This is a genomic window from Streptococcus oralis, from assembly GCF_019929365.1.
Taxonomy (GTDB): Bacteria; Bacillota; Bacilli; order Lactobacillales; family Streptococcaceae; genus Streptococcus; species Streptococcus oralis_BT.
The window spans coordinates 15,111-35,647 of the sequence record NZ_JAHZPH010000005.1; the positions used below are offsets into that span (position 1 = coordinate 15,111).

20 protein-coding genes are annotated in these 20,537 nt (G+C 39.9%); 2 read left to right on the forward strand and 18 right to left on the reverse strand.

Annotated features, from left to right (window positions below):
- Window positions 1-53: 53 nt before the first annotated feature.
- From K1I53_RS07005 to K1I53_RS07040, 8 genes are all read right to left on the reverse strand, one after another.
- On the reverse strand, window positions 54-338 hold the full coding sequence (locus tag K1I53_RS07005; protein ID WP_223328867.1) for a DUF5960 family protein: 285 nt from the start codon (window positions 336-338) through the stop codon (window positions 54-56).
- Window positions 331-693: a hypothetical protein gene (locus tag K1I53_RS07010; protein WP_223328868.1), complete on the reverse strand. Its 363-nt coding sequence runs from the start codon at window positions 691-693 to the stop codon at window positions 331-333. Before K1I53_RS07010 ends, K1I53_RS07005 begins: the two co-directional genes overlap by 8 nt.
- Window positions 690-2,105, reverse strand: coding sequence for a Y-family DNA polymerase (locus tag K1I53_RS07015; RefSeq protein ID WP_223328869.1), 1,416 nt, complete (start codon window positions 2,103-2,105; stop codon window positions 690-692). The genes K1I53_RS07010 and K1I53_RS07015 overlap by 4 nt, the downstream gene beginning before the upstream one ends.
- Before the next feature lie 3 nt (window positions 2,106-2,108).
- Window positions 2,109-2,795, reverse strand: coding sequence for a LexA family transcriptional regulator (locus K1I53_RS07020; RefSeq protein WP_223328870.1), 687 nt, complete (start codon window positions 2,793-2,795; stop codon window positions 2,109-2,111).
- 263 nt (window positions 2,796-3,058) lie between these two features.
- Window positions 3,059-3,571 carry a GNAT family N-acetyltransferase gene (locus K1I53_RS07025; protein WP_223328871.1) on the reverse strand — a complete coding sequence of 171 codons (513 nt, stop codon included), beginning with the start codon at window positions 3,569-3,571 and terminating at the stop codon, window positions 3,059-3,061.
- 135 nt (window positions 3,572-3,706) lie between these two features.
- The gene (locus tag K1I53_RS07030) at window positions 3,707-4,672 is read right to left on the reverse strand and encodes a hypothetical protein (RefSeq protein ID WP_084948471.1); all 966 of its coding nucleotides are present in this window, start codon (window positions 4,670-4,672) and stop codon (window positions 3,707-3,709) included.
- A 432-nt stretch (window positions 4,673-5,104) separates the two neighbouring features.
- On the reverse strand, window positions 5,105-6,052 hold the full coding sequence (locus K1I53_RS07035; protein WP_223328872.1) for an AEC family transporter: 948 nt from the start codon (window positions 6,050-6,052) through the stop codon (window positions 5,105-5,107).
- Window positions 6,053-6,128: 76 nt separating this feature from the next.
- Complete coding sequence (locus K1I53_RS07040) at window positions 6,129-7,754, reverse strand: malolactic enzyme (protein ID WP_223328873.1); 1,626 nt, start codon at window positions 7,752-7,754, stop codon at window positions 6,129-6,131.
- Window positions 7,755-8,059: 305 nt separating this feature from the next.
- On the opposite strand from K1I53_RS07040, the gene K1I53_RS07045 reads away from it, so the two are divergent.
- The gene (locus tag K1I53_RS07045) at window positions 8,060-8,410 is read left to right on the forward strand and encodes a helix-turn-helix domain-containing protein (protein WP_061454406.1); all 351 of its coding nucleotides are present in this window, start codon (window positions 8,060-8,062) and stop codon (window positions 8,408-8,410) included.
- 127 nt (window positions 8,411-8,537) lie between these two features.
- Entirely contained in the window at window positions 8,538-9,416 is an 879-nt protein-coding gene (locus K1I53_RS07050; RefSeq protein ID WP_061454407.1) for a LysR family transcriptional regulator, read from the forward strand.
- Window positions 9,417-9,958: 542 nt separating this feature from the next.
- On the opposite strand, the gene K1I53_RS07055 is transcribed toward K1I53_RS07050, so the two are convergent.
- The 10 genes from K1I53_RS07055 to K1I53_RS07100 form a co-directional block, all read right to left on the reverse strand.
- A complete protein-coding gene (locus K1I53_RS07055; RefSeq protein ID WP_223328874.1) occupies window positions 9,959-10,765 on the reverse strand; it encodes a hypothetical protein in 807 nt (268 codons plus the stop codon).
- A gap of 404 nt (window positions 10,766-11,169) precedes the next feature.
- A complete protein-coding gene (rpsI, locus tag K1I53_RS07060; RefSeq protein WP_000075973.1) occupies window positions 11,170-11,562 on the reverse strand; it encodes a 30S ribosomal protein S9 in 393 nt (130 codons plus the stop codon).
- Window positions 11,563-11,580: 18 nt separating this feature from the next.
- A complete protein-coding gene (gene rplM, locus K1I53_RS07065; RefSeq protein WP_061418105.1) occupies window positions 11,581-12,027 on the reverse strand; it encodes a 50S ribosomal protein L13 in 447 nt (148 codons plus the stop codon).
- Window positions 12,028-12,237: 210 nt separating this feature from the next.
- Window positions 12,238-13,437, reverse strand: coding sequence for an ABC transporter permease (locus K1I53_RS07070; RefSeq protein WP_061454409.1), 1,200 nt, complete (start codon window positions 13,435-13,437; stop codon window positions 12,238-12,240).
- Window positions 13,434-14,327 (reverse strand): ABC transporter ATP-binding protein, encoded by an 894-nt coding sequence (locus K1I53_RS07075; protein ID WP_061454410.1) that lies wholly within the window; start codon window positions 14,325-14,327, stop codon window positions 13,434-13,436. The genes K1I53_RS07070 and K1I53_RS07075 overlap by 4 nt, the downstream gene beginning before the upstream one ends.
- Before the next feature lie 250 nt (window positions 14,328-14,577).
- The gene (gene pheT, locus K1I53_RS07080; RefSeq protein WP_000961573.1) at window positions 14,578-16,983 is read right to left on the reverse strand and encodes a phenylalanine--tRNA ligase subunit beta; all 2,406 of its coding nucleotides are present in this window, start codon (window positions 16,981-16,983) and stop codon (window positions 14,578-14,580) included.
- Between the two features lie 231 nt (window positions 16,984-17,214).
- Entirely contained in the window at window positions 17,215-17,895 is a 681-nt protein-coding gene (locus K1I53_RS07085; RefSeq protein ID WP_000622617.1) for a hypothetical protein, read from the reverse strand.
- A 22-nt stretch (window positions 17,896-17,917) separates the two neighbouring features.
- On the reverse strand, window positions 17,918-18,964 hold the full coding sequence (pheS, locus tag K1I53_RS07090) for a phenylalanine--tRNA ligase subunit alpha (protein WP_000103746.1): 1,047 nt from the start codon (window positions 18,962-18,964) through the stop codon (window positions 17,918-17,920).
- A 272-nt stretch (window positions 18,965-19,236) separates the two neighbouring features.
- The gene (locus K1I53_RS07095; protein WP_033630753.1) at window positions 19,237-19,887 is read right to left on the reverse strand and encodes a phosphatase PAP2 family protein; all 651 of its coding nucleotides are present in this window, start codon (window positions 19,885-19,887) and stop codon (window positions 19,237-19,239) included.
- A complete protein-coding gene (locus K1I53_RS07100) occupies window positions 19,877-20,440 on the reverse strand; it encodes an ECF transporter S component (RefSeq protein WP_000185818.1) in 564 nt (187 codons plus the stop codon). Before K1I53_RS07100 ends, K1I53_RS07095 begins: the two co-directional genes overlap by 11 nt.
- Window positions 20,441-20,537 lie beyond the last annotated feature (97 nt).

A 20,537-nucleotide genomic window follows, 5' to 3' on the forward strand; every position in this document is an offset into this window, starting at 1 on the left:
AAATTTACTTTATTATAGCATATTTAGACATTTTTCAGGGACTTGGACAGGCTCTATGCTTGCAGTCCCATATAGGCATAGGTTCGATTTCTAGGAGACTCTTTTTCCGTCACCACCCTAAAATAAAAGCGATGCTCCCGCCCATCCTTGGCGTTTTCCTTGTTTAAGACAAAGTAGTTTTTCTGATTCATTGCCATGGTTCGTAGGATATCATCGATCAAAAAAGTCAAGGGAACATTCATGGCAGAGTATTTTTGGAAATCCTCTTCAAAGCGGATATAACTATCTGAAAAATAATCCATCTGTAGTTTGTTCTCATACAGCTCTTTTTTAGTCATACACTCCCTCCTCCCACAGTCGAATTTCGAGGATGTCTGTAAACTCTACCAGCCTATATCCCTCATTTGTCCTAATAGATAGAGTTTGAGGTGATAATTCGCTCACCTTACCGATGATCGTCATTTTTTGCTTTCTTTCCTTGACAACAAAACATCCCTTCAGTTGCCCAACATAAAGCTGAGAAAGTAAATGTAGTTTCTCAACTGGGTCCAAATCTATCGAAAAATCAACACGGTTTTTTTCTTCACTGAGCGAACTGGTGTGTTCTGAGAGGTAAAACCCCATCCACTTCTGCATACCTGGATCTTGATAATCTCGCGCGGATTGAAAAGGTAAATAAGAACGATCAATCATTTTAATCCATCTAATCCTCCAGCAGAATGTCCCCCAATCAGCTTGCTTCTGGCAAGGCTCCTAGAGGCTTCTTCCAGTGCATTGGCTTTTAAAAGGGAAGTAAAACCAAATTGTTCCCGAATGGAGTCAATAGCCGTCTGGAGCCTTTCTTCTTTTTCTAACTTGTCAACATCATCAAAGAGGGAGATCAAGCCAAAGGACTCGTCCACAAATCCTGAATAGTTGACTCCGACACTTCTGACCGCTCCAGAAGTGTATTTATTATGAAATAGCTTCAAAACATAATCCGTTAAGATAGCTGTATTATTGGTAGGTTCGACCTTCATTTGTGTGTGAATAGACGACCTAACCTCCTGTTTAGAGAAACCGACATAGATAGAGACAAGGGTTGTTTTCTTTCCCGCCCTTCTCAATCTAATAGCCACCTGCTCTGCCATTTCTCGGAGAATAATTTCGATATCCCGTAACTTCACGTAGTCTCTCGGTAAAATTTGAGAATTTCCCAACCCCTGGGACTTTGCTTTATAGGGCTTATGAACATTGCTCTCATCAATCCCATTAGCATGAAACCACAAACGCAGGCCAGCCTGCCCCAGAGCTTTCTTTAGCTGGTCTGGATTACTGGTTGCCAATTCCTTGATGGAAAAAACCTCCTGAGCATGCAAGCGTTTCTCCATCCGCCTGCCAATCCCCCAAAAATCCGTCATCTTGGGAATGGCCCAGACTTTCTCTTCCACGTCTTGATAAGACCAATTGGCCCTCATGGTCGGGGTGTGCTTGGCCTCATTATCCAGTGCCAACTTGGCCAGTAAGGGATTGGCATTTGACATACCCACTGTAGAGTAGATCCCTGTCTGCCTCCAAATATCCCTCTGAATACGAGCAGAAAGCAGATCCAGCTTGTCTTTGCGAGAGAGACTCTTGTCTGGGATGAAATAGTTGAGCGAACTGGTCAGATCGATAAAGCCCTCATCGATAGAGTAGGGATAAATATCATCTGGGCTACCATAGTTTTGAAAGATTCGTTGGATTTCCATATTGACTGCGATGTACTCATCCATCCGAGGAGGGACAATCAAGGTAACTTGGGCCCAATCTTCGATGTAGCGAACATAGTCTGAGTCAGTTGGCAAGCCTTGCTTTCGAGCATTGTAATAGGAAAATTTGCGCGTTTTGATATCAAAAGGCAGATCATAGGCCCGACCAACATTTGACTTGCCAAAAATCTTCTTAAACATGGGAGAGGAGGCTAGGATAAGACCAGTTGAATTATCCGCGCGACTCATGACACAAAGTGAGGTCTTCAGCGGATGCAAGCCCCTTTTCACACACTCGACACTGGCATAAAAGGATTTCATATCGACAAAGGCAATATCACTTTTGGGCTCTCTGGAATAATCAAAGTAGCCCATGAGCTAGCCCTCCATTGGCACAAAATTCCCAACGATAATCCCCACAATTCGAGGATCTTCCTCATAGGAGATGAAAATATCCTTGTATTTGGGATTGATAGAGACCAGACGCAAGCCATCTTCCTCACGATAAACCCGTTTGATATAGGTCTGGTTGTTGCAAACCACTGCATAAACCGCCCCATCATAATCAAATCCTGTTTCCCGAATCAGAGCCACGGAACCATTTTGATATTTAGGTTCCATGGAGTCCCCAGATACCCAGGAAGCAAAATCATGGGCTAGCTCTTCATTAAAGTAGACGGTATCAAAATTTCTATCGTCATATACCGAAGCCCCGATCCCTGCTGACATGCGTTCATAGACATGATACTCGTAGAGACGCTCTGGCATGGTCGCCACTTTCTGAATTTGTTCCTCTTGAGCCAAGTTGCGAGCATAAAGAACAACCTTTTCCTTCCCTTTGTTAGATAAGCTATTATAAAGACGGACAATCTCAATCTGGGTGAAATATCCTTTTGCTACTTTTAAAATCTTCTCCAGCTGAGCAACTTTCTCCTGGGACGGTTCCTTGATACCACGCTCCCAAGCTGAATAAGCCTGAAAGCTAATCCCAAGTTGGTCTGCAATCTCTTTTTGTGTCAGTTTTAGCTCTTTCCTCCGAGCCTTGAGTTTTTCTGGTTGGTACATGATTCACCCCCTAGTGTGATGCTTTATTGAGAATATCTTCCTTAGAAAGATCAATTGATGATTGAGCTTACATTTACGAAATTCAACCAATTCGGTTTAGTTTTATTATATAAAAAAAGTGGACGATTGTCCACTGGGAAAATCAAGTTTAAACAGTAACACTTATCTATTTTGAACAAAAAAAGACATCCAAGAGTAAATTCTTGAATGTCTGGAAAGATTATAACTCCATTAACCTTTTCAATAGACTGGAATTGATGATATTATGGTCTCCTTATCTCAAATACTGCTGTATGAACCCACTCATTATGAATTTGTAAGTCATTTTCTATCATTCTACTAAAGGTGAAGCCATTTTTTAAAAGCACCCTCTGAGAGGCTAGATTACCCGTTGCCGTTCCTGCAATGATTCTATTGAAACCATAAGTCGTAAAGGCCTTGTCTAAAACGAGCTTAACTGCTTCGCTAGCATAACCTAAGTTACTAACATTTTCCCCAATCCTATACCCAAGCTCTGCTGTTTTCCGATCACCCTCTAAGACACTTAAATTGATTCTCCCGACCATAACGCCTTGCGAATCTCTAATAAGATGCATATAGACATCACGATTCGTTTGTTCCGTTAACAATTCCCTTGTAATTTCTTTAAAACCTTCTGAATCAAAATAGTTAGCTGGTCTAGGAGGTAAATTTCGCTCAAAATACTCCCGATTTTCTTTTTCAAAAGCATATACATCTAGACTATTTTCTTCAGACAGCAACTCTAAACTTATCATTTCAAATCCTCTCCCATCATTATCCACACTCAAATTTTCTCATATTGACACCAGCTAAAATCTTGGTTAAGCCAACAAATCTCCCCTTCTCTTCTTAGTAAAAATATCGTTAGACTAACCTATCCCTAGCAACTCCTACTCTAATTTTTGCAACAGCTTTACAACTTGACGATTATCAATCCTCACATAGTATACACCACTATCACTGACAAGTTTATCCTCCTTATACTTAGCAATCTTTACAGCATAAAGACCTATTGGTAGGGGCTGGTTGGCAAAAAATTCCTTCATGAGCACTTCAAGCTCTTTAAGATAGTCATCATACAAGAGATCTCTTTTTTCTTTTGGAACGAAATACTGAAATTCAAACGTCGGTATAAAAATCTCTTTTTGGAAAAGATATTGAGCATCCATTGGATACATTCCTTGCAGAGCTTGGCCCTTGCTTTGATTTTCCTCTAATATTTCATTATAAAGATAGATATTATCAGATTGGTTATTAAATTCAAAACTAATACCTTGATATTTCAAATCAGGCAGTTTAGGATCTTTGATTGAACTGTCCAAGCTTTTTAAAAATTCGCTGGTGCCTGGACTAACCTCAATCCCTAAATAGGCTAATTCTGGGAAAACATCATAAATTTTTTTATAATTCTTGTAATCAACCTCTGCATCTGTCTTTCTATATGTTTTATTTTCCGAAAAGCGAGTATAGTATTTAAATCGAGTTTTAACCTGATAGGTTTTTCCAGCTATATTTTCACTATAGGTACCATGGATTATAAATCCTCCCACACTTGTATAGTTTTTCTCGTATTTTTCTAACTCAAACTGTCCTGTAAGACCGTAATTTTGATAAGAACGATACACAGCTTGCTCAATCTCAGTTCGACTTGCATGGGCAAACAGCCCCCACATATCCATTAGAGCAAGAATAGGACTACTCATTGTGAAGATTACGATTGGGATCACTATGGATAAGCAACCTATTAATAGCCAATTTCTTTTCTTGGGATTTCCTCCAGTTTTTTTACCAGTTTTCTGTTTCCTTTTTAAGATTAGAATGAGCAAAACCAAAAGCACTAATACTAATAAAACCAAGCTACAATCTCCTTTTACTTTGGACAGTTGTTAACAGGTAGATAGGAGACTGACAGAAATACTCGTCTCACCTGCTAACTTATCCTGAATTCCATAAACTCGTCTGAAACGAGGAGCAACCCTTGTCTCATTATACCACATGAGCAATACCGTGGGAAGACGAGAAAAGAAAAAAACACCCCATGGTGTGAACCATGAAGTGTTGTAAATGCTGCATTGTAGATGGTTCTTAACGTTTAGAGAACTCTGGCTAGCTTTACGAGCCTTTTTCAAGCCTGGTTTGAACAGTCTTGGTTTTAGGACATCTCAAAATCGCTTAATAGCAACCTTTAGAGGAGTTTCTTCCGATTTTGATTTCAAGAAATAAGAATAGATGTATCTAAAATAAGGAAATTTCTTAACTCAGAACTTTCAATCCTATCCTCTTCCTTCTTATCCTAATAAAGTTTGTAATATTGGAATAACAACGATAAATAGAACCGTACTTAGAGTCACTACATTCGTAGAGAATTCCACATCTCCTTTTCCTTGATTAGCAAGGATTGGGAGAACAGCCAGAGCTGGTGTAGCAGACTGAATCATAAAGGTCTTAAATTCTACTGTTGGCATATTTGGGGAAAAGAACTTCAAGACAAGAAGCATGATTAGAGGAGCTAGGATAAAGCGTCCAACTAAAGTGACAATTGTATCTTTATCAAAAGTAATAGTTTTCAAGCCTGCCTTTGCAAGAACGATACCAATATAAATCAGAGATAAGGGAGTGACGATATTTCCAACATAAGTTAAGGTATTCGTTGCGAAATCTGGAATAGAGATTCGAAGAATCAAAAATAGCAGAGCCACAAGAAAACCTACAAGCGGAGCTGGTAGCAATTTCTTCCAGTCAAATTTACTTGTCTCCTTGCTTTGACCCGATTTACTATCGCTTGTCATCAAATACACGCCCAATGTCCAGGTGGAAATCGTATTGGTGATATAGTAAATTAAGAAATAAGGAAGAGCCTGATCTCCAAAAAGAGCAACGTTTAAAGGTAAACCAATAAAAATAGTATTGGCATTCACAAAGGTATTAATCATGGTTCCTCGCCGCCCTGGACGAACCTTGAAAACCACAACTGCAATATAAGCTACGATATAGCCCAAGATAAAGGCCACAAATGTATAAAGGAGACCTCCAGAAAGACTGATTAGTTTATCTAGTGTTAGGTATTTCATTACCGACACAAAGATTGACGCTGGCAAGGCTACATTCATGATCAAACGAGATAGGTTAGGTCCAAAGGCATCTCCAAACCATCCCTTCACCTGAAGAATATACCCCAAAACAATAATAGCTATAATCGGAATGATACTCGTAATCGAGGTTAAAAAGAGTGACATAGGTATCCTTTCTATATTACTTAAGTCCACAGCCCATACAAATCTGTCGCTATAGAAGGATAGCAGCAGCAGTGAATTATTTATACTCTGGATACCACTTCAAATCACGAACTGCTTTGGCCATATCTGTTTCCTTAGCACTCGCAAGACCTTGCTCTTGCGCTTTTTTAGCAACTGCTTCCGCTACTTTAATAGAAACATCTGCTACATACTTGAACGGCGGCAAAACAGGAGCTCCTGGTTGGCCTGGATTGACAATACCACTCAATGAATGAGCCGCTGCTCCAATCATTTCATCAGTTAAAAGACTTGCTTCAGAGGCCAGCATACCTAGACCAAGACCTGGGTAAATCAAGGCATTATTGGCTTGACCAATCACATAGTCGACACCTTTATAAGAAACCGTATCAGCAGGAATTCCTGTTGCGACAAAAGCTTTGCCATCTGACCATTCAATCAAATCTTTGGCACTAGCTTCAGCTAGTTTGGTTGGATTTGACAAAGGGAAGATCATCGGACGCTCTGTATTTTCACACATAGCCTCTACTATTTCTTTCGTGAAGGTATTAGGCTGAGTAGAAGTTCCTACAAGAATGGTTGGCTTCACAGTCTTCACTACTTCAAGCAGGTCAGTCAACTTGTCTGCGTTACTAAAGTCAGCACGTTTCTTAGCAAACGGTTTTTGTTCAGGAGTTAGGTCATCCATGTCATCAAAGAGAAGACCTTGTTTATCAACCATAAAGAAACGTTTATAGGCTTCTTCTTCAGAAAGACCTTCACTCACCATTTCGCGAAGAACACGAGAGGCAATTCCTGCACCCGCAGTACCACCACCATAGCAGAGATAAACTTGATCTGTTAATTTTTCACCACTAATATCTAGTGAACCAAAGATACCACCTAAGGTAACGATTCCTGTACCTTGAATATCATCATTAAAGGTTGGAATTTGCTTCCGGTATTTTTCTAGAATATTAGCAGCATTCAAGCGACCGAAGTCTTCCCAGTGAAGGTAGAGTTTAGGAAAGAGATGTTCTGCTGTTTGAACGAATTGGTCAATGAAGTCGTAGTAACGATCTCCGCGGACCCGTTCGTGACGATTTCCTAAGTAATTAGGATTGTTACGAAGCTCTTCACGGTTAGTCCCTGCATCAATGACTAAAGGAAGGACCATAGAAGGATCGATTCCAGCAGCACCCGTATAGACCATCAATTTCCCAACAGAAATATCGACACCATTTGTTCCCCAGTCTCCAATTCCAAGAATTCCTTCTGCATCTGTTACAACAATGAGTCGAATCTCGCGATCCCCGGCAGCATTTTTCAAAGTAGCTTCAATATTTTCAGGATGATTAATATCAAGATATCCCGCATATTGTGGATCTACAAAGAGATCACTATAGCCTTCAATGGTATCTGCAATGGTTGGGTCATACACAATTGGATTGAATTCTTCCAAATGTTGAGAAAAGAGGTAATAGAAAAGAGTCCGGTTTGTGTTAAAGATTTCCATTAAGAACAAACGTTTTTCCAGGTCATTGACCTTTGTTTGCATTTGTGCATAGGTTTGTGCTGCTTGTTCCTCAATCGTTTGAACATAAGGTGGCAGTAAACCAATAAGGCCTAGTTCCTTTCGCTCCTCTAAGGTAAAGGCAGTTCCCTTATTAAGGAAAGGATTGTTTAAAATATCATGTGCAGTCATAGTGCAACCTCCTTTTTACTTATATTATACCACTTAAAACGAATTGTTTGGTAAACTTTGTTGTTTAAAAAATACATCCGTCTACGCATATGTTATAATGGGTCTACGAGAACAATTTCTAATAAGCCTTTTGATACTTAAAATACTAATATTGAGAATCACTCTTTACTAAAATTTTCGACTAAAAGAAACTAATCATACAAATTGGCAATCCTAATTAAAATAAATATCCTATAAGTTTGTTATGTAATACTTTGTATTTTTTAAGGTGTTTTTTTGTCATACAAAACTTGTATTCTATTTATATGACAACTAAAAACTATTTACAACAATATATTTCCCAAAAAGTGAAATATTTTCGAACACAGAATAAAATGAGCCAGGAAGAACTTTCGGAACAAGCGGGACTCGGGCTTAAGTATATCAACCAACTCGAAAACCAAAACGTGAATCTGACCATTCACAGTCTTGAAAAAGTGATTGACGCCCTAGAGATGACCCCAGAGGAATTTTTCAATTTTGATAGCCTTGAATCAACCTCTGATAAGACTGACAATCTTTCACTCAAAAGAATCAACATGAAGGTTAAACAGCTCCCTGTTGGAAAACGAGAAAAGATGTTAAGCATTTTCGAAAGTATCTTAGATAACCTCTGATATCCCTGACTCACTTACATTTTAACTGGTGAATACTCGTATAGTCAAATTGTGGGATACGGATAAAAATTATTTATCCGGTGATTTCCACTTATTTTCCTTCTCCAACTAATGAAAGTGAGCCCATATGAATTTAAAAGATCTACAATATTTTTATGACCTCTGCCAGCTTCAATCCTATACAGAAGTAGCAAAACAACACAAAGTCAGCCAACCATCTATTTCTTATGCTATCAAGCGCTTAGAGGACTCCTTTAATTGCAAATTGATTCACCACGATCCCTCGCATCGCTCCTTCAAACTAACTACTCAAGGACGGATCCTTCTAAAGCATACAGATCGGATCTTACCTGAAGTCAGTTCTGCTCACAAAGAAATTAATCGCTCCTTGGCACATTACTCTACTGTCGGATTCCCTCCTATTATCATTCAGTATCTCTTTGCTGCCTTGAAGGAAAAAGATAAATTCGATTTTTTAAAAAAAGTGCGCCCTATCCGCGGTGGCTCCGTAGAGTTATTAAACCTTCTCCTCAAGGGGGACCTTGATGCAAGCCTACTCGGTTTGATTGAACCACTCAATCATCCTTCATTAGAGACGCATGAACTCTTTCAAAAAGAACTATATGTCGTTTTATCTAAGAACCATCCTCTTGCTACTGCTCCTTCCCTCGCTTTTGAAGAATTAGTAGAGCAATCCTTCATCCTTTTAGACGAACACTTTGTTCACCTGAAAGCTTTTGAACTACTTAATCAGAAGTATCAAAACAAGGCAGAAATATTCTTTAAGAGTGACGACATTGTCATTCTTAAAGAACTTTTAAAGAAAGGTATCGGCCTTAGTTTACTGGCTGATATCGCACTTTCTGATGAAGATGATGATTTAATAAAAATCCCTCTAATACCGGAGGACCAGATAACATTTACAGTTTATTACGCTTACCTTAAATCAGCTACGCCGTCATCAGAAGTAGAGGCCTTATTTAATCTAATTAAATCATATGAATAGTAAAAAACTCTAACTATCAACGACCTGATAGCTAGAGTTTTTTTACATTATATGTATTAGAATAGGTATTAGACTAAAGTATGAAGAATAGGATATTATCGATGAATTTTTTCAATTACCTGATAGCATTCAATGAGATTCCTAATTAAAAATCTACAAGGTGTCAATAAAAAAAGAACACCCCGAAAGGTGGTCTTTGTAAGTATAGTAATTCTTTCGAATTAACGTTTACTAAATTGTGATGCTTTACGAGCTTTCTTAAGACCTGGTTTTGGATGACCTAAGAAAAATATCTGTAAAAGATTATTAAATCAAGCTTTCAAAACCTACTATCATCAAATAAGAACACTTATAACCTAATTCTACAAATAATGGATTACCATTAGATTATCAAAAAATCTGTTTTCGGAGCTTATGTGATTGAAGAATGTATATAGATAAGTCGTTGTTGGAATGGATTGTTTTCGATGACTTTAAGTATCAAACGGGTATGATTTATCATTTTTATTACAATCAAAACTATAGAACTTTATACATTTCGTTTATTTCCCAATATACTCGACAACCATTCCATTTCCAAACTCTTGTCTATATAATTTTCTTGCCTCTACTTTATGACTATTCACAATCTTCATTGTTTCACTAGAGCAATTTATATCTGTAGTAGACCACTTATACCTACGCTTATCATCAATAAACCTCATTTCAAATTTTCTTTCTTTATATTGTCTACGATTTTTTAAGCCTGAAGAACTTATAGCAACACTTAGCAAAAATTCTTCAGCAATTACTCGGACTGCTTGGTAAATAGGATTTGATAATGGAGAATTCTCATAAGTATCTGTAAGTCCAAGAGAATTATATTTTGTAAGGAGAGCAAATGACTCCTTTATTTCCGGGTCGACATGTGCTCCACCATCATTATTAGCGACAAAAAGCACAATATCTTTTCTTGTGAAGACATTTTGTTTATCGTCGAATATTATTTCATTCCACCAATCTTCAAATGTTAAATAGAATAGACGCTTACCTTTTTCAAAAAAGTCCAAATTAGGCTTATAAGTTAACTGATTATCTTTCATCTCTAAGACTAGGAGAGTCCATGTTGAAAGTAAATTTGAAGGAGTATACAAATAACTGGACGAGAGGTAGAGTAAACACCGATTTAACTGTCTAACTAGAGATTGTGAAAACTTTGTTTGATGCAACAAAATTCTCAAACTACTAGCAATTCGCCTCGCTTCAGTTTCATTTCCTTCATCAAAATAACCAATTGAACGATTTAGATAACTAAGTTGATCATTCCAATATTCCTCAAATTCATCAATATTCTTCTTAATTTTCACCATAGGTATATCCTCTGCACTGCGTTCTACTGCATTCCAAGTATAAAGAAATTGCTATTCAGAGCAAGAGTATAGTATTGATTTTTATCATTTTTACTATTGCCATACCAATTAAAGAGTCCTTGAACTGCTAATTTCTGTAAAGTTTTCCCGATGTGACGCCTGCTTCTACCAGTCGTAATGGTTCCCGCTTTTGATGTCGCTATGCCACAAAAACTGGTGAAAAACAGTCAATTATAAAGTTCGCTGAATATCCAGATAAAGCTAAATTAAACTAGATTTATTATTCAACTTCAAATTTACCCTAAAAACCGAATTTCGAAAGATTACCAAAGCAATTTTTTATCAAAAAAGCACCCATAAGGTAAACTTTTGAGTGCTTTGAAACGTTGATATAATCGTGTTGATTAACGTTTTGAGAATTGTGATGCTTTACGAGCTTTCTTAAGACCTGGTTTCTTACGCTCAACCTTACGTGAGTCACGTGTAAGAAGTCCTGCGCGTTTCAATGAATCGCGGAAGTCTGGGTCTACTTGAAGAAGGGCACGAGCGATACCATGACGGATAGCTCCTGATTGACCAGCGTATCCACCACCTACAACGTTAACGAAAACGTCGTATGAACCTACAGTTGAAGTAACTGCGAATGGTTGGTTGATTACAAGACGAAGGTCAGCGTGTGGGATGTACTCTTCAACATCTTTTTTGTTAACAGTGATTTTACCAGTTCCTGGAACAAGGCGAACGCGTGCAACAGCGTTTTTACGACGTCCAGTACCTGCATATTGTGCTTGTGACATACTTTATTGTTCCTTTCCTTAGATAAGTCCTGAAATATCAAGAACTTCTGGTTGTTGTGCAGCGTGAGTGTGCTCAGCTCCAACGAATACTTTCAATTTCATACCTTGAGCGCGGCCAAGAGTATTGTGTGGAAGCATACCTTTAACTGATTTTTCGATCAAACGTACTGCATTTTTAGAACGAAGTTCACCAGCAGAGATTTGTTTCAATCCACCTGGGTGATTTGAGTGAGTGTAATAGATCTTATCAGATGCTTTTTTACCAGTCAATTTAACTTTTTCAGCATTGATAACGATTACGAAGTCACCTGTATCAGTGTGTGGTGTAAATGTTGGTTTGTTTTTTCCGCGAAGTACGCTAGCAACAACTGCTGAAAGGCGTCCAAGAGGTACATCAGTTGCGTCAACAACGTACCATTTGCGTTCTACTTGGCCTGGTTTAGCCATGAATGTAGTTTTGTTCATGATTTCTCCTATATGAATATCGTTTTTGTTTACTGGGCGGATGTTCCGGTCCGCGGGGTATTTGAAAGGTTCCGGGGCCTTACAAATGGGGTAAACAATACCGTCTACTATCATACCAAATTTTACTACTAAAAGTCAATAGATATAAAAAATAATTTTATCTATTTTCCCGTTTAAAGTCTAGAAAAACCTCGCTTTCGCGAGGCTCTCCTATTTGTAAGCTAAGGCACGTTTAAAGCTTTTCCATAAGCCTAGGTCATCTGTCTGAAGGACTAGGCTGGCATACATGCGGCCGATAAAGACCGTTGCAGTCACTGCAAAAACGACTGTAATCGCTAATGAAATCCAGGACTCTAAATCACTTGCATACCCATTAATGGCTCTAAATGGCATAAAGAAGGTCGAAATAAAGGGAATGTAAGACCCAATTTTCAGAACCAAATTGTCACCAGCAGCACCTAGAGAGGTTACACCGACAAATCCGGCTATAATCAAAATCATCAATGGCGACAAGGCCTTTCCTGAATCCTCAGGCCTAGAAACCATGGAACCTAGAAAGGCTGCCAAAACAACATACATAAAGAGGCTCACTAAGACAAACAATAAAGTATTGAGCGAGAAGGCCTCTCCCAAGTGGTTTAAAATACCAGACTGGGCCAAGATAGGGAGATCTTTGAAGAGAAGTAGCGCAGCAACTCCACCCACTACGTAAATCCCAACATGAGTCAAAATCACAAGAAGCAAGGCAATCATGCGAGCGTAGAAATAATGGCTAGCTCGGATACTAGAGAAGACCACTTCCATGATTTTGGTTCCTTTTTCACTAGCCACTTCCTGAGCAGTGACACTAGCATAGGTAATCAAAATCATATAAAGGAAGAAACCGAGACCTGCAGCCGCAATGGTTTGGACCATCTTTTTATTTTCTTTGGATTCGTCAATCTTCTCAGTAAAGTCAACAGTCTGAGCCAGGAGTTTTTCCTGTTCTTGAGACAAATTAGCTGCCGAGCGATTGAGTTGGTATTGAAGTTCATTGAGTTTATTGGTTACTGCTAGCTTGATACCTGTTTCAAGCGAAGTTTCACCATGGTAAACAGCTTTGAGGACACTGTCCTCTTGATCAATAGTTAGATAACCCTTGATTTTTTCATCCTTGATGGCGGCTTGGGCACTGGCTTCATCCTGATAGTCAAAGTTAATCCCATTGGTACCCTTGAGCCCTTCTGTTACAGATGGTACAGTTGTCACCACTGCTACCTTGCTATTTTTAGCCATCGAAGAATTTTGGAGATATCCGATTCCTACAGACAAACCTAAAAAGAGGAACGGCGAAATCACCATAAAGAAGAAACTCCAGGACTTGACATGTCGCAGATAAGTTTCTTTAATAACTACCCACATATTTCTCATACTTCCACCCCTGATTCTAGTTTAAAGATTTCATCGATTGTTGGAGCTTGTTGGTCAAAGGTCGCGATGTATTGACCTTGAGTGAGGATTGGGAAGAGTTCCCTTCCAGCGCTCTCATCATCTAAGATCAATTTCCAACTGCCTTGCTTGGTCAAGCTCACCTGTTTGACATGAGGAAGACTTTCCAGTTCTTCCTTGCTTCGTTCACTTGAAACAAAGAGACGCGTTTTACCGTATTGATTGCGAACTTCTTGGACTGGTCCATGCAAGACCACACGCCCATCTCGAATCATGAGAATATCATCGCAAAGCTCCTCGACATTGGTCATGACATGGTCTGAAAAGATAATGGTCGCACCACGCTCTTTTTCTTTTAAGATGACCTGCTTGAGCAACTCGGTATTGACTGGATCCAGACCACTAAAGGGCTCATCCAGGATAATCAAGTCCGGTTCATGGATTAGGGTGATAATCAACTGGATTTTCTGCTGATTTCCTTTTGAGAGACTCTTAATTTTGTCAGTCAATTTCCCCTTAACTTCCAGTTTTTCCATCCATTGAGGGAGTTTTTCCTTGACCTCCTTAGCATCCATGCCTTTTAGAGTAGCCAGGTAGCGAACTTGCTCAAGAACTGTCAACTTGGGCATAAGACTGCGTTCCTCAGGCAGATAACCAATTCGAGCATAGGTTTCCTGGCGAATCTCCTGTCCATCCAGACTGTTCTCTCCTTGATAGTCTAAAAATTTCAAAATACTGTGGAAAATCGTTGTTTTCCCAGAACCATTTTTCCCGACCAGCCCCAGAATCCGTCCTGGACTTGCCTGAAAATCTACACCAAACAAGACTTGCTTGGAACCGAAACTTTTCTCTAGATTTCTTACTTCTAGCATCTTCCACCTCCGAAATATGTTGCACTTATTATACTCCTTTTTGATAGCCTTTACAAGGATTTATGTACATTTTTATCTTGTTCATCCTTCCTTAAAAACTAAACTCTCTAAGATTTTTGAGTACCCAAGTGATAGATCAATTATAACCCAATAAAGTATAGCTGAGGGCTTTTACTCCCCAATTGTTCATTTTTGATCCTGAACTGTCTTCTTGAAACTAAAAATCCACCCCGAAGGATGGATTGATGAGTTAACGCACTTCTGCATGGACTTTTTCTTCGAGAGAAGCTTGGATTTTTTCCATATAGCGTGCGACTTCTTCGTCTGTCAAGCTCTCTTCTGGATTTTGGAAGGTTAGGCTATAAGCCATTGACTTCATGCCAAGTCCCAATTTTTCACCTGAGAAGACGTCAAAGAGTTTGATGTCTGTCAATCGTTTCACACCTGCAGCTTGGATTGCGTCTACAACTTCTTGATGGCTAATTTCTGCCTTGAGAAGTAGAGCAATATCACGGCTAACTGCTGGGAATTTGGTAATTTCAACAAATGGAGCAGCCGGTTGGAGCGCAGCTTCGATAGCTGAAAGGTTGAGCTCCGCTACATAGGTTTCTGGGATATCGTAAGCCTTAGCAGTGACTGGATGTACTTGGCCAAGGAAACCAAGAACTTGGTCACCGAGTGAAATCACAGCTGTACGTCCTGGGTGAAGGCTAGCAATTTCAGCTGTTGCCGTATAAGTTACTTGGAGTCCCAAACGAGCAAAGAGGGCTTCCAGGATTCCCTTAGCATAGAAGAAATCAACTGGAACCGCTGCTGTTTGGAAGTCTTTTTCTGCAACCAAGCCTGTCAAGGCAAAGGCAAAGCTGTTGATTTCATTTGGTAGGTCTTCTTTGGGATTGCCTGTTTGTTCAAAGACTTTTCCAATCTCGTAAAGAGCCAAGTTTTTATTCTTACGCGCTACGTTGTAGGCAACTGTATCAAGGATACCTGAGACCATATTTTGACGGAGAACGGAACGATCTACTGTCATTGGCCACATAAGTTCTGTAAGGTTGCTTGGTTGAGCCGTAAACTCAACTGCTTTTTCAGGAGTTGTTAGAGCGTAGGTGATGATCTCTGTCAAGCCTGCCCCTTCAGCGATAGTACGAACTTGACGGCGCAATTTTTGTGTCGCTGTCAATTCACCAGCTGTACCATCATCTTTTGGAAGGCTGGTTGGCAAGCGGTCATAACCATAGATACGAGCGATTTCTTCAAAGAGGTCTGCCTCGATGGTGATATCCCAACGACGACGTGGGACGCTGACGGTAAAGCTGTCTGCATTTCCAGAAAGACCAAAGCCAAGACGACGGAAGACATCTTCTACATCCGCGTAGGAAAGCTCCGTTCCAAGGACGCGGTTGACATCTGCAAGAGTTGAAGAAACTTCTACATCAGAAGTATCAAGTTCCCCTGCTGAAACAATGCCTTTACGCACCGTCGCACCTGCAAGTTCCGCAATCATACTTGCCGCCGCATCAAGGGCTTCATTAACGGTTGCCACATTAATGCCTTTTTCAAAACGAGAAGAAGACTCTGAACGAAGGTTGAGGCGACCGCTGGTCTTACGGATAGATTTGCCATTGAAAACAGCTGCTTCAAGGACAACACGACTAGATTTTTCAGAGATTTCTGTTGCTTGACCACCCATGACACCTGCAAGGGCTACTGGTTTGTCAGCAACAGTAATCACGAGGTCACTTGCTTCCAACTCACGTTCTTCCCCATCCAAGGTCACCAATTTTTCACCAGCACGCGCTTCACGTACACGGATGTCAGTCCCTTCAAAGGTATCCAAGTCAAAGGCATGCATAGGTTGACCAAAGTAGAGTAGGATGTAATTTGTCACATCCACTACGTTGTTGATAGGACGGATACCTTCGTTCATGAGGAGGTTTTGCAACCACTGTGGACTTGGTGCGATTGTCACATTGTCCAAGATACGAGCGGCATAGTAAGGCGCCTTGTTTGTGTCAATGCTGACAGAAAGGGCATCTGCCGCAACTTGGTCTGTTTCTGAAAGAGTAAATTCTTTAAAGCTGACCGCCTTGTCATAGATGGCTGCCACTTCGTGCGCTACCCCACGCATAGAAAGGGCGTCCGCACGGTTTGGAGTGATGGAAAGTTCGATGATTTCATCATCCAAGTCCAGATATGAGAAGACTTCCTCGCCTGGAACAGCATCTTCTGGCAAGATTTGGATACCATCTGCAAATTCCTTAGGTACAACGGAGTCAGAAATGCCTAATTCACCAAGTGAACAAATCATTCCAAGTGACTCCAAGCCACGGATTTTCCCTTTTTTGATCTTGTAATTATCAGCGATACGAGCTCCCGGAAGTGCCACCATGACCTTGATACCTGCACGCACATTTGGGGCACCACAGACAATTTGACGGGCTTCTTCTTCACCAATGTTAACCTGACAAACATGGAGATGAGTTTCTGGCACATCTTCGCAAGACAAGACCTCACCGACGACAATTTTTGAGAGACCGGCAGCAGGTGATTCGACACCTTCTACCTCGATCCCTGTGGTTGACATTTTTTCAGCCAACTCTTGTGATGGCACATCAACGTCCACCAACTCTTTTAACCATTTATAACTAACTAACATATGTAAGATACCAAGGGCTATGCTGAAATCTAGATGACTTTCCTAGATTTCTTTTGGCCCTCGTTTAGATCCTTTCATTTTGTGTTTTCCAGCCCGAGGCTGTCTTAGGAAGAGCTCTTATCTCTTACCATCTCTATAGAATAAAAGTTTTTAGCCACAACTCTGTGAACAAACTCTTTCTATAAAGTTACATTTAAATAGTAAAACTTAACTTCCCAATTAAGAACTATTTCATTCAACCTTCATAGAATGCTTAACTATTTTTTCACAACCACCTTGAATTAATTTTTTTAAATTTTGATAACCAGGATGATAAACAGCATAAAAACTAAGTTCAATATTTAAATCTGAGTTTTCTGAAATTTCTTCTATTAATTCTTCTATAAAAAAAATAAAATCTTTACGCTTACTCTTCGACAAAGCACCACAAACATATATATTTAACTTTTCTTCTTTTGAATCCTGGGACAATATTTCTAATTGTTCGATTAATTTTTTATACGATTGTTTTCTGTAGTCCTTTTTATTATCATCCTTTACTGCCGAAATTAAATTATCCATTACAGATTCGACAACATCAGAAAATAGATCAGTTACATATGATCCGTATAGATTCCTCCAAAATGTACTTGTTTTCATAGTTAAGAATCTTAAATGACGATCATTAATATTTGAATGATGAAATGAAGAAAAATTACTATCAGGGGATTGTTCTCTTTTAGCAGAGGGGTTTACCATAAGTATTATATTAGAAGGATTTATGTAGTCTTTTTGATGATTTTCAATAGCTTCTTCATAGGATATATTTTCAGATGTTGCTTTATCATTATTTTTAGATTCTTTATAAATCGCAAATGAAGATATATCACCAAACTTCTCTAAAAGTTTGTTATAGTTTTGTTCCGAAATCATAAAATATCCTCGCGTTTCAATCTTATTTAAATTGTTCTGAAAAGCGGACATCTCCTTGGTAGAAGCCACGGATATCGTTGATTCCGTAACGGAGCATGGCTACACGTTCTTGTCCGAGACCAAAGGCAAAACCAGAGTAAACAGTTGCATCAATACCACTCATCTCAAGGACCCGTGGGTGAACCATACCGGCGCCCATAATTTCGATCCAACCCGTTTTCTTACATACGTTACAGCCTTCTCCACCACACTTGAAGCAGGAAACATCCACCTCAACAGATGGCTCTGTGAATGGGAAGTAAGATGGACGCAAACGAATTTGACGCTCTTCACCAAACATTTTTTGAATGATCAGTTGAAGCGTACCTTGAAGGTCAGCCATAGAGATGTTCTTCCCGACAACCAAACCTTCGATTTGATGGAATTGGTGGCTGTGGGTCGCATCGTCCGTATCACGACGGAAGACACGCCCTGGTGAGATCATTTTCAAAGGACCTTTTGAAAAATCATGAGCATCCATAGCACGCGCCTGAACTGGAGACGTGTGAGTACGAAGCAAGATTTCTTCTGTGATGTAGAAAGTATCCTGCATATCACGAGCTGGGTGATCTTTTGGAAGGTTCATACGCTCGAAGTTATAGTAGTCTTGCTCCACTTCAAAACCATCCACGACTTGGTAACCCATACCGATGAAAATATCTTCAATTTCCTCACTGGTTTGTGTGAGAACGTGACGGTGACCAGTAGCTACCGGACGACCTGGAAGTGTCACATCGATACTCTCGCTAGCCAGTTGAGCTGCGACTTTCTTTTCTTCCAAGAGTTTCGCTGTTTCCTCAAAGGCTGCTGTCAAGACATCACGAGCTTCATTGACGTGTTTCCCGATGACAGGGCGCATTTCAGCCGATACATCCTTCATCCCTTTAAGGATTTCAGTCAGTGAACCTTTTTTCCCAAGGACAGAGACACGCAATTCTTGCATCTCTTTTTCATTTTCAGCAGTAATCTGCTTCAAGCTAGCCAGCGTTTCTTCGCGAAGCGCTTTTAATTGTTCTTCAATAGTTGACATAATTCCTCCATCAGTCGCTCGTAGATAAAAAGAAAACCACATGTCAAAAACTCCACTCGGAGCGTTGACACGCGGTACCATCCGTTTTCATCTGACAAGTCAGACCTTCATTTCTAAATCCATGCGCAAGTGAATTCGCTCAGCTTCCATGCAAAAGGCTTTCAGTCACGTCCTTTCTCCCTGTCTCACTTCCCTTGAGTTACTAGTCTTGCAGATTTCTATTCAATTACTACTTAGTTTATCAGATTTTTACCATTCTTGCAAGACCTATCTCACTTCTGCTTGCCTTTAAATCGCCATTGGAAGCGGAGCTTATCATAGAAAGGAAACTCGATAAACAGGACTCCCAAGCCCACACAGAGACTGGCAAGGACGTCTGATGGATAGTGAACTCCCAGATAGACCCTTGATACCAGCACACTAGCCAGATATAGAGCTAACAGGATTTGCACGATTTTTCTCCAGACTGGATCTTTAATCCGTTGACTGAGAATGACAATCAAAGTGCCTACCATCAAAGTTACAGCCAGAGAATGGCCACTTGGGAAGGAAAATCCCTTCTCCTCAACCAGGTGTAAAATAGCTGGTCGTGGGCGCTGGTAGATATTTTTAAAGGTCACGATTAAAAGACCTGCCAAGGCCAGATTCCCCAGCATGAAGAAGCTTTCTATCTTCCACTGCTTACGATAAAAGATAAAGGCTGCAATGGCAACCCAGGTGATGATTACTGGGATATCAATCAAATGCGTAAGAGCACGGAACAGAACTGTCAAATAATCTGGCAAGTCCCCACGAAGGGCAGTCTGAATCGGTTGATCAAAACCGACCAGCGTTTCAGGATAGAACTTAACCATATAGCCAAGAAGGACGAAAAGTAAAAGGGCAAAACTGCCCTTCATTAAAAATGTTTGTTTATCTCTCATAATGTTTTAAGGTGGGTTTCAAGAGGACGTATAGCAACCAGAATGAAATGGCAAAGATTACACCCTCAATCAAGTTAAAAGGCAATACCATGGTCATGAGGTAGTTGGAAAGTCCCATAATTTTTTCAATATCAAAGTTGGCAAACTTCGCGTACAAAGGAACAGCATAGACATAGTTGAGAACCAACATAGCCGCAGTCAATCCAATAGTTCCCGCTAGAGATGCTAGTAGGAAACGAAGGGTTGTCCGTTCCTTTTTCCAAATCAAACCAAAGGCGATCACAAAAACTCCCAGAGCTACGATATTCATTGGCAACCCAATGTAGGTATTCACTCCCTGACTGTTCAGAAGCAATTTCAAGAGTGAGCGAAGCAAGAGAATTCCGAGGGCAGCAGGCAAGTCCATCACTACCAAGCCCACAAGGATTGGCAAGATACTAAATTCGATCTTGAGGAAGGACGCCGCTGGTAAAAGCGGAAAGTCAAAGTACATCAGCACAAATGAGATGGCTGATAAAATCGCAATGGTCGAAAGTCGACGTGTGTTTGTCATAACAGGTTCCTCCAATTTTCTATAAAATCAGAAGAAGTTGGAAAGGATCCCTCTATCTATTCTCACTTTTTATATCTCAAAAGTTCCCCCTCACTCT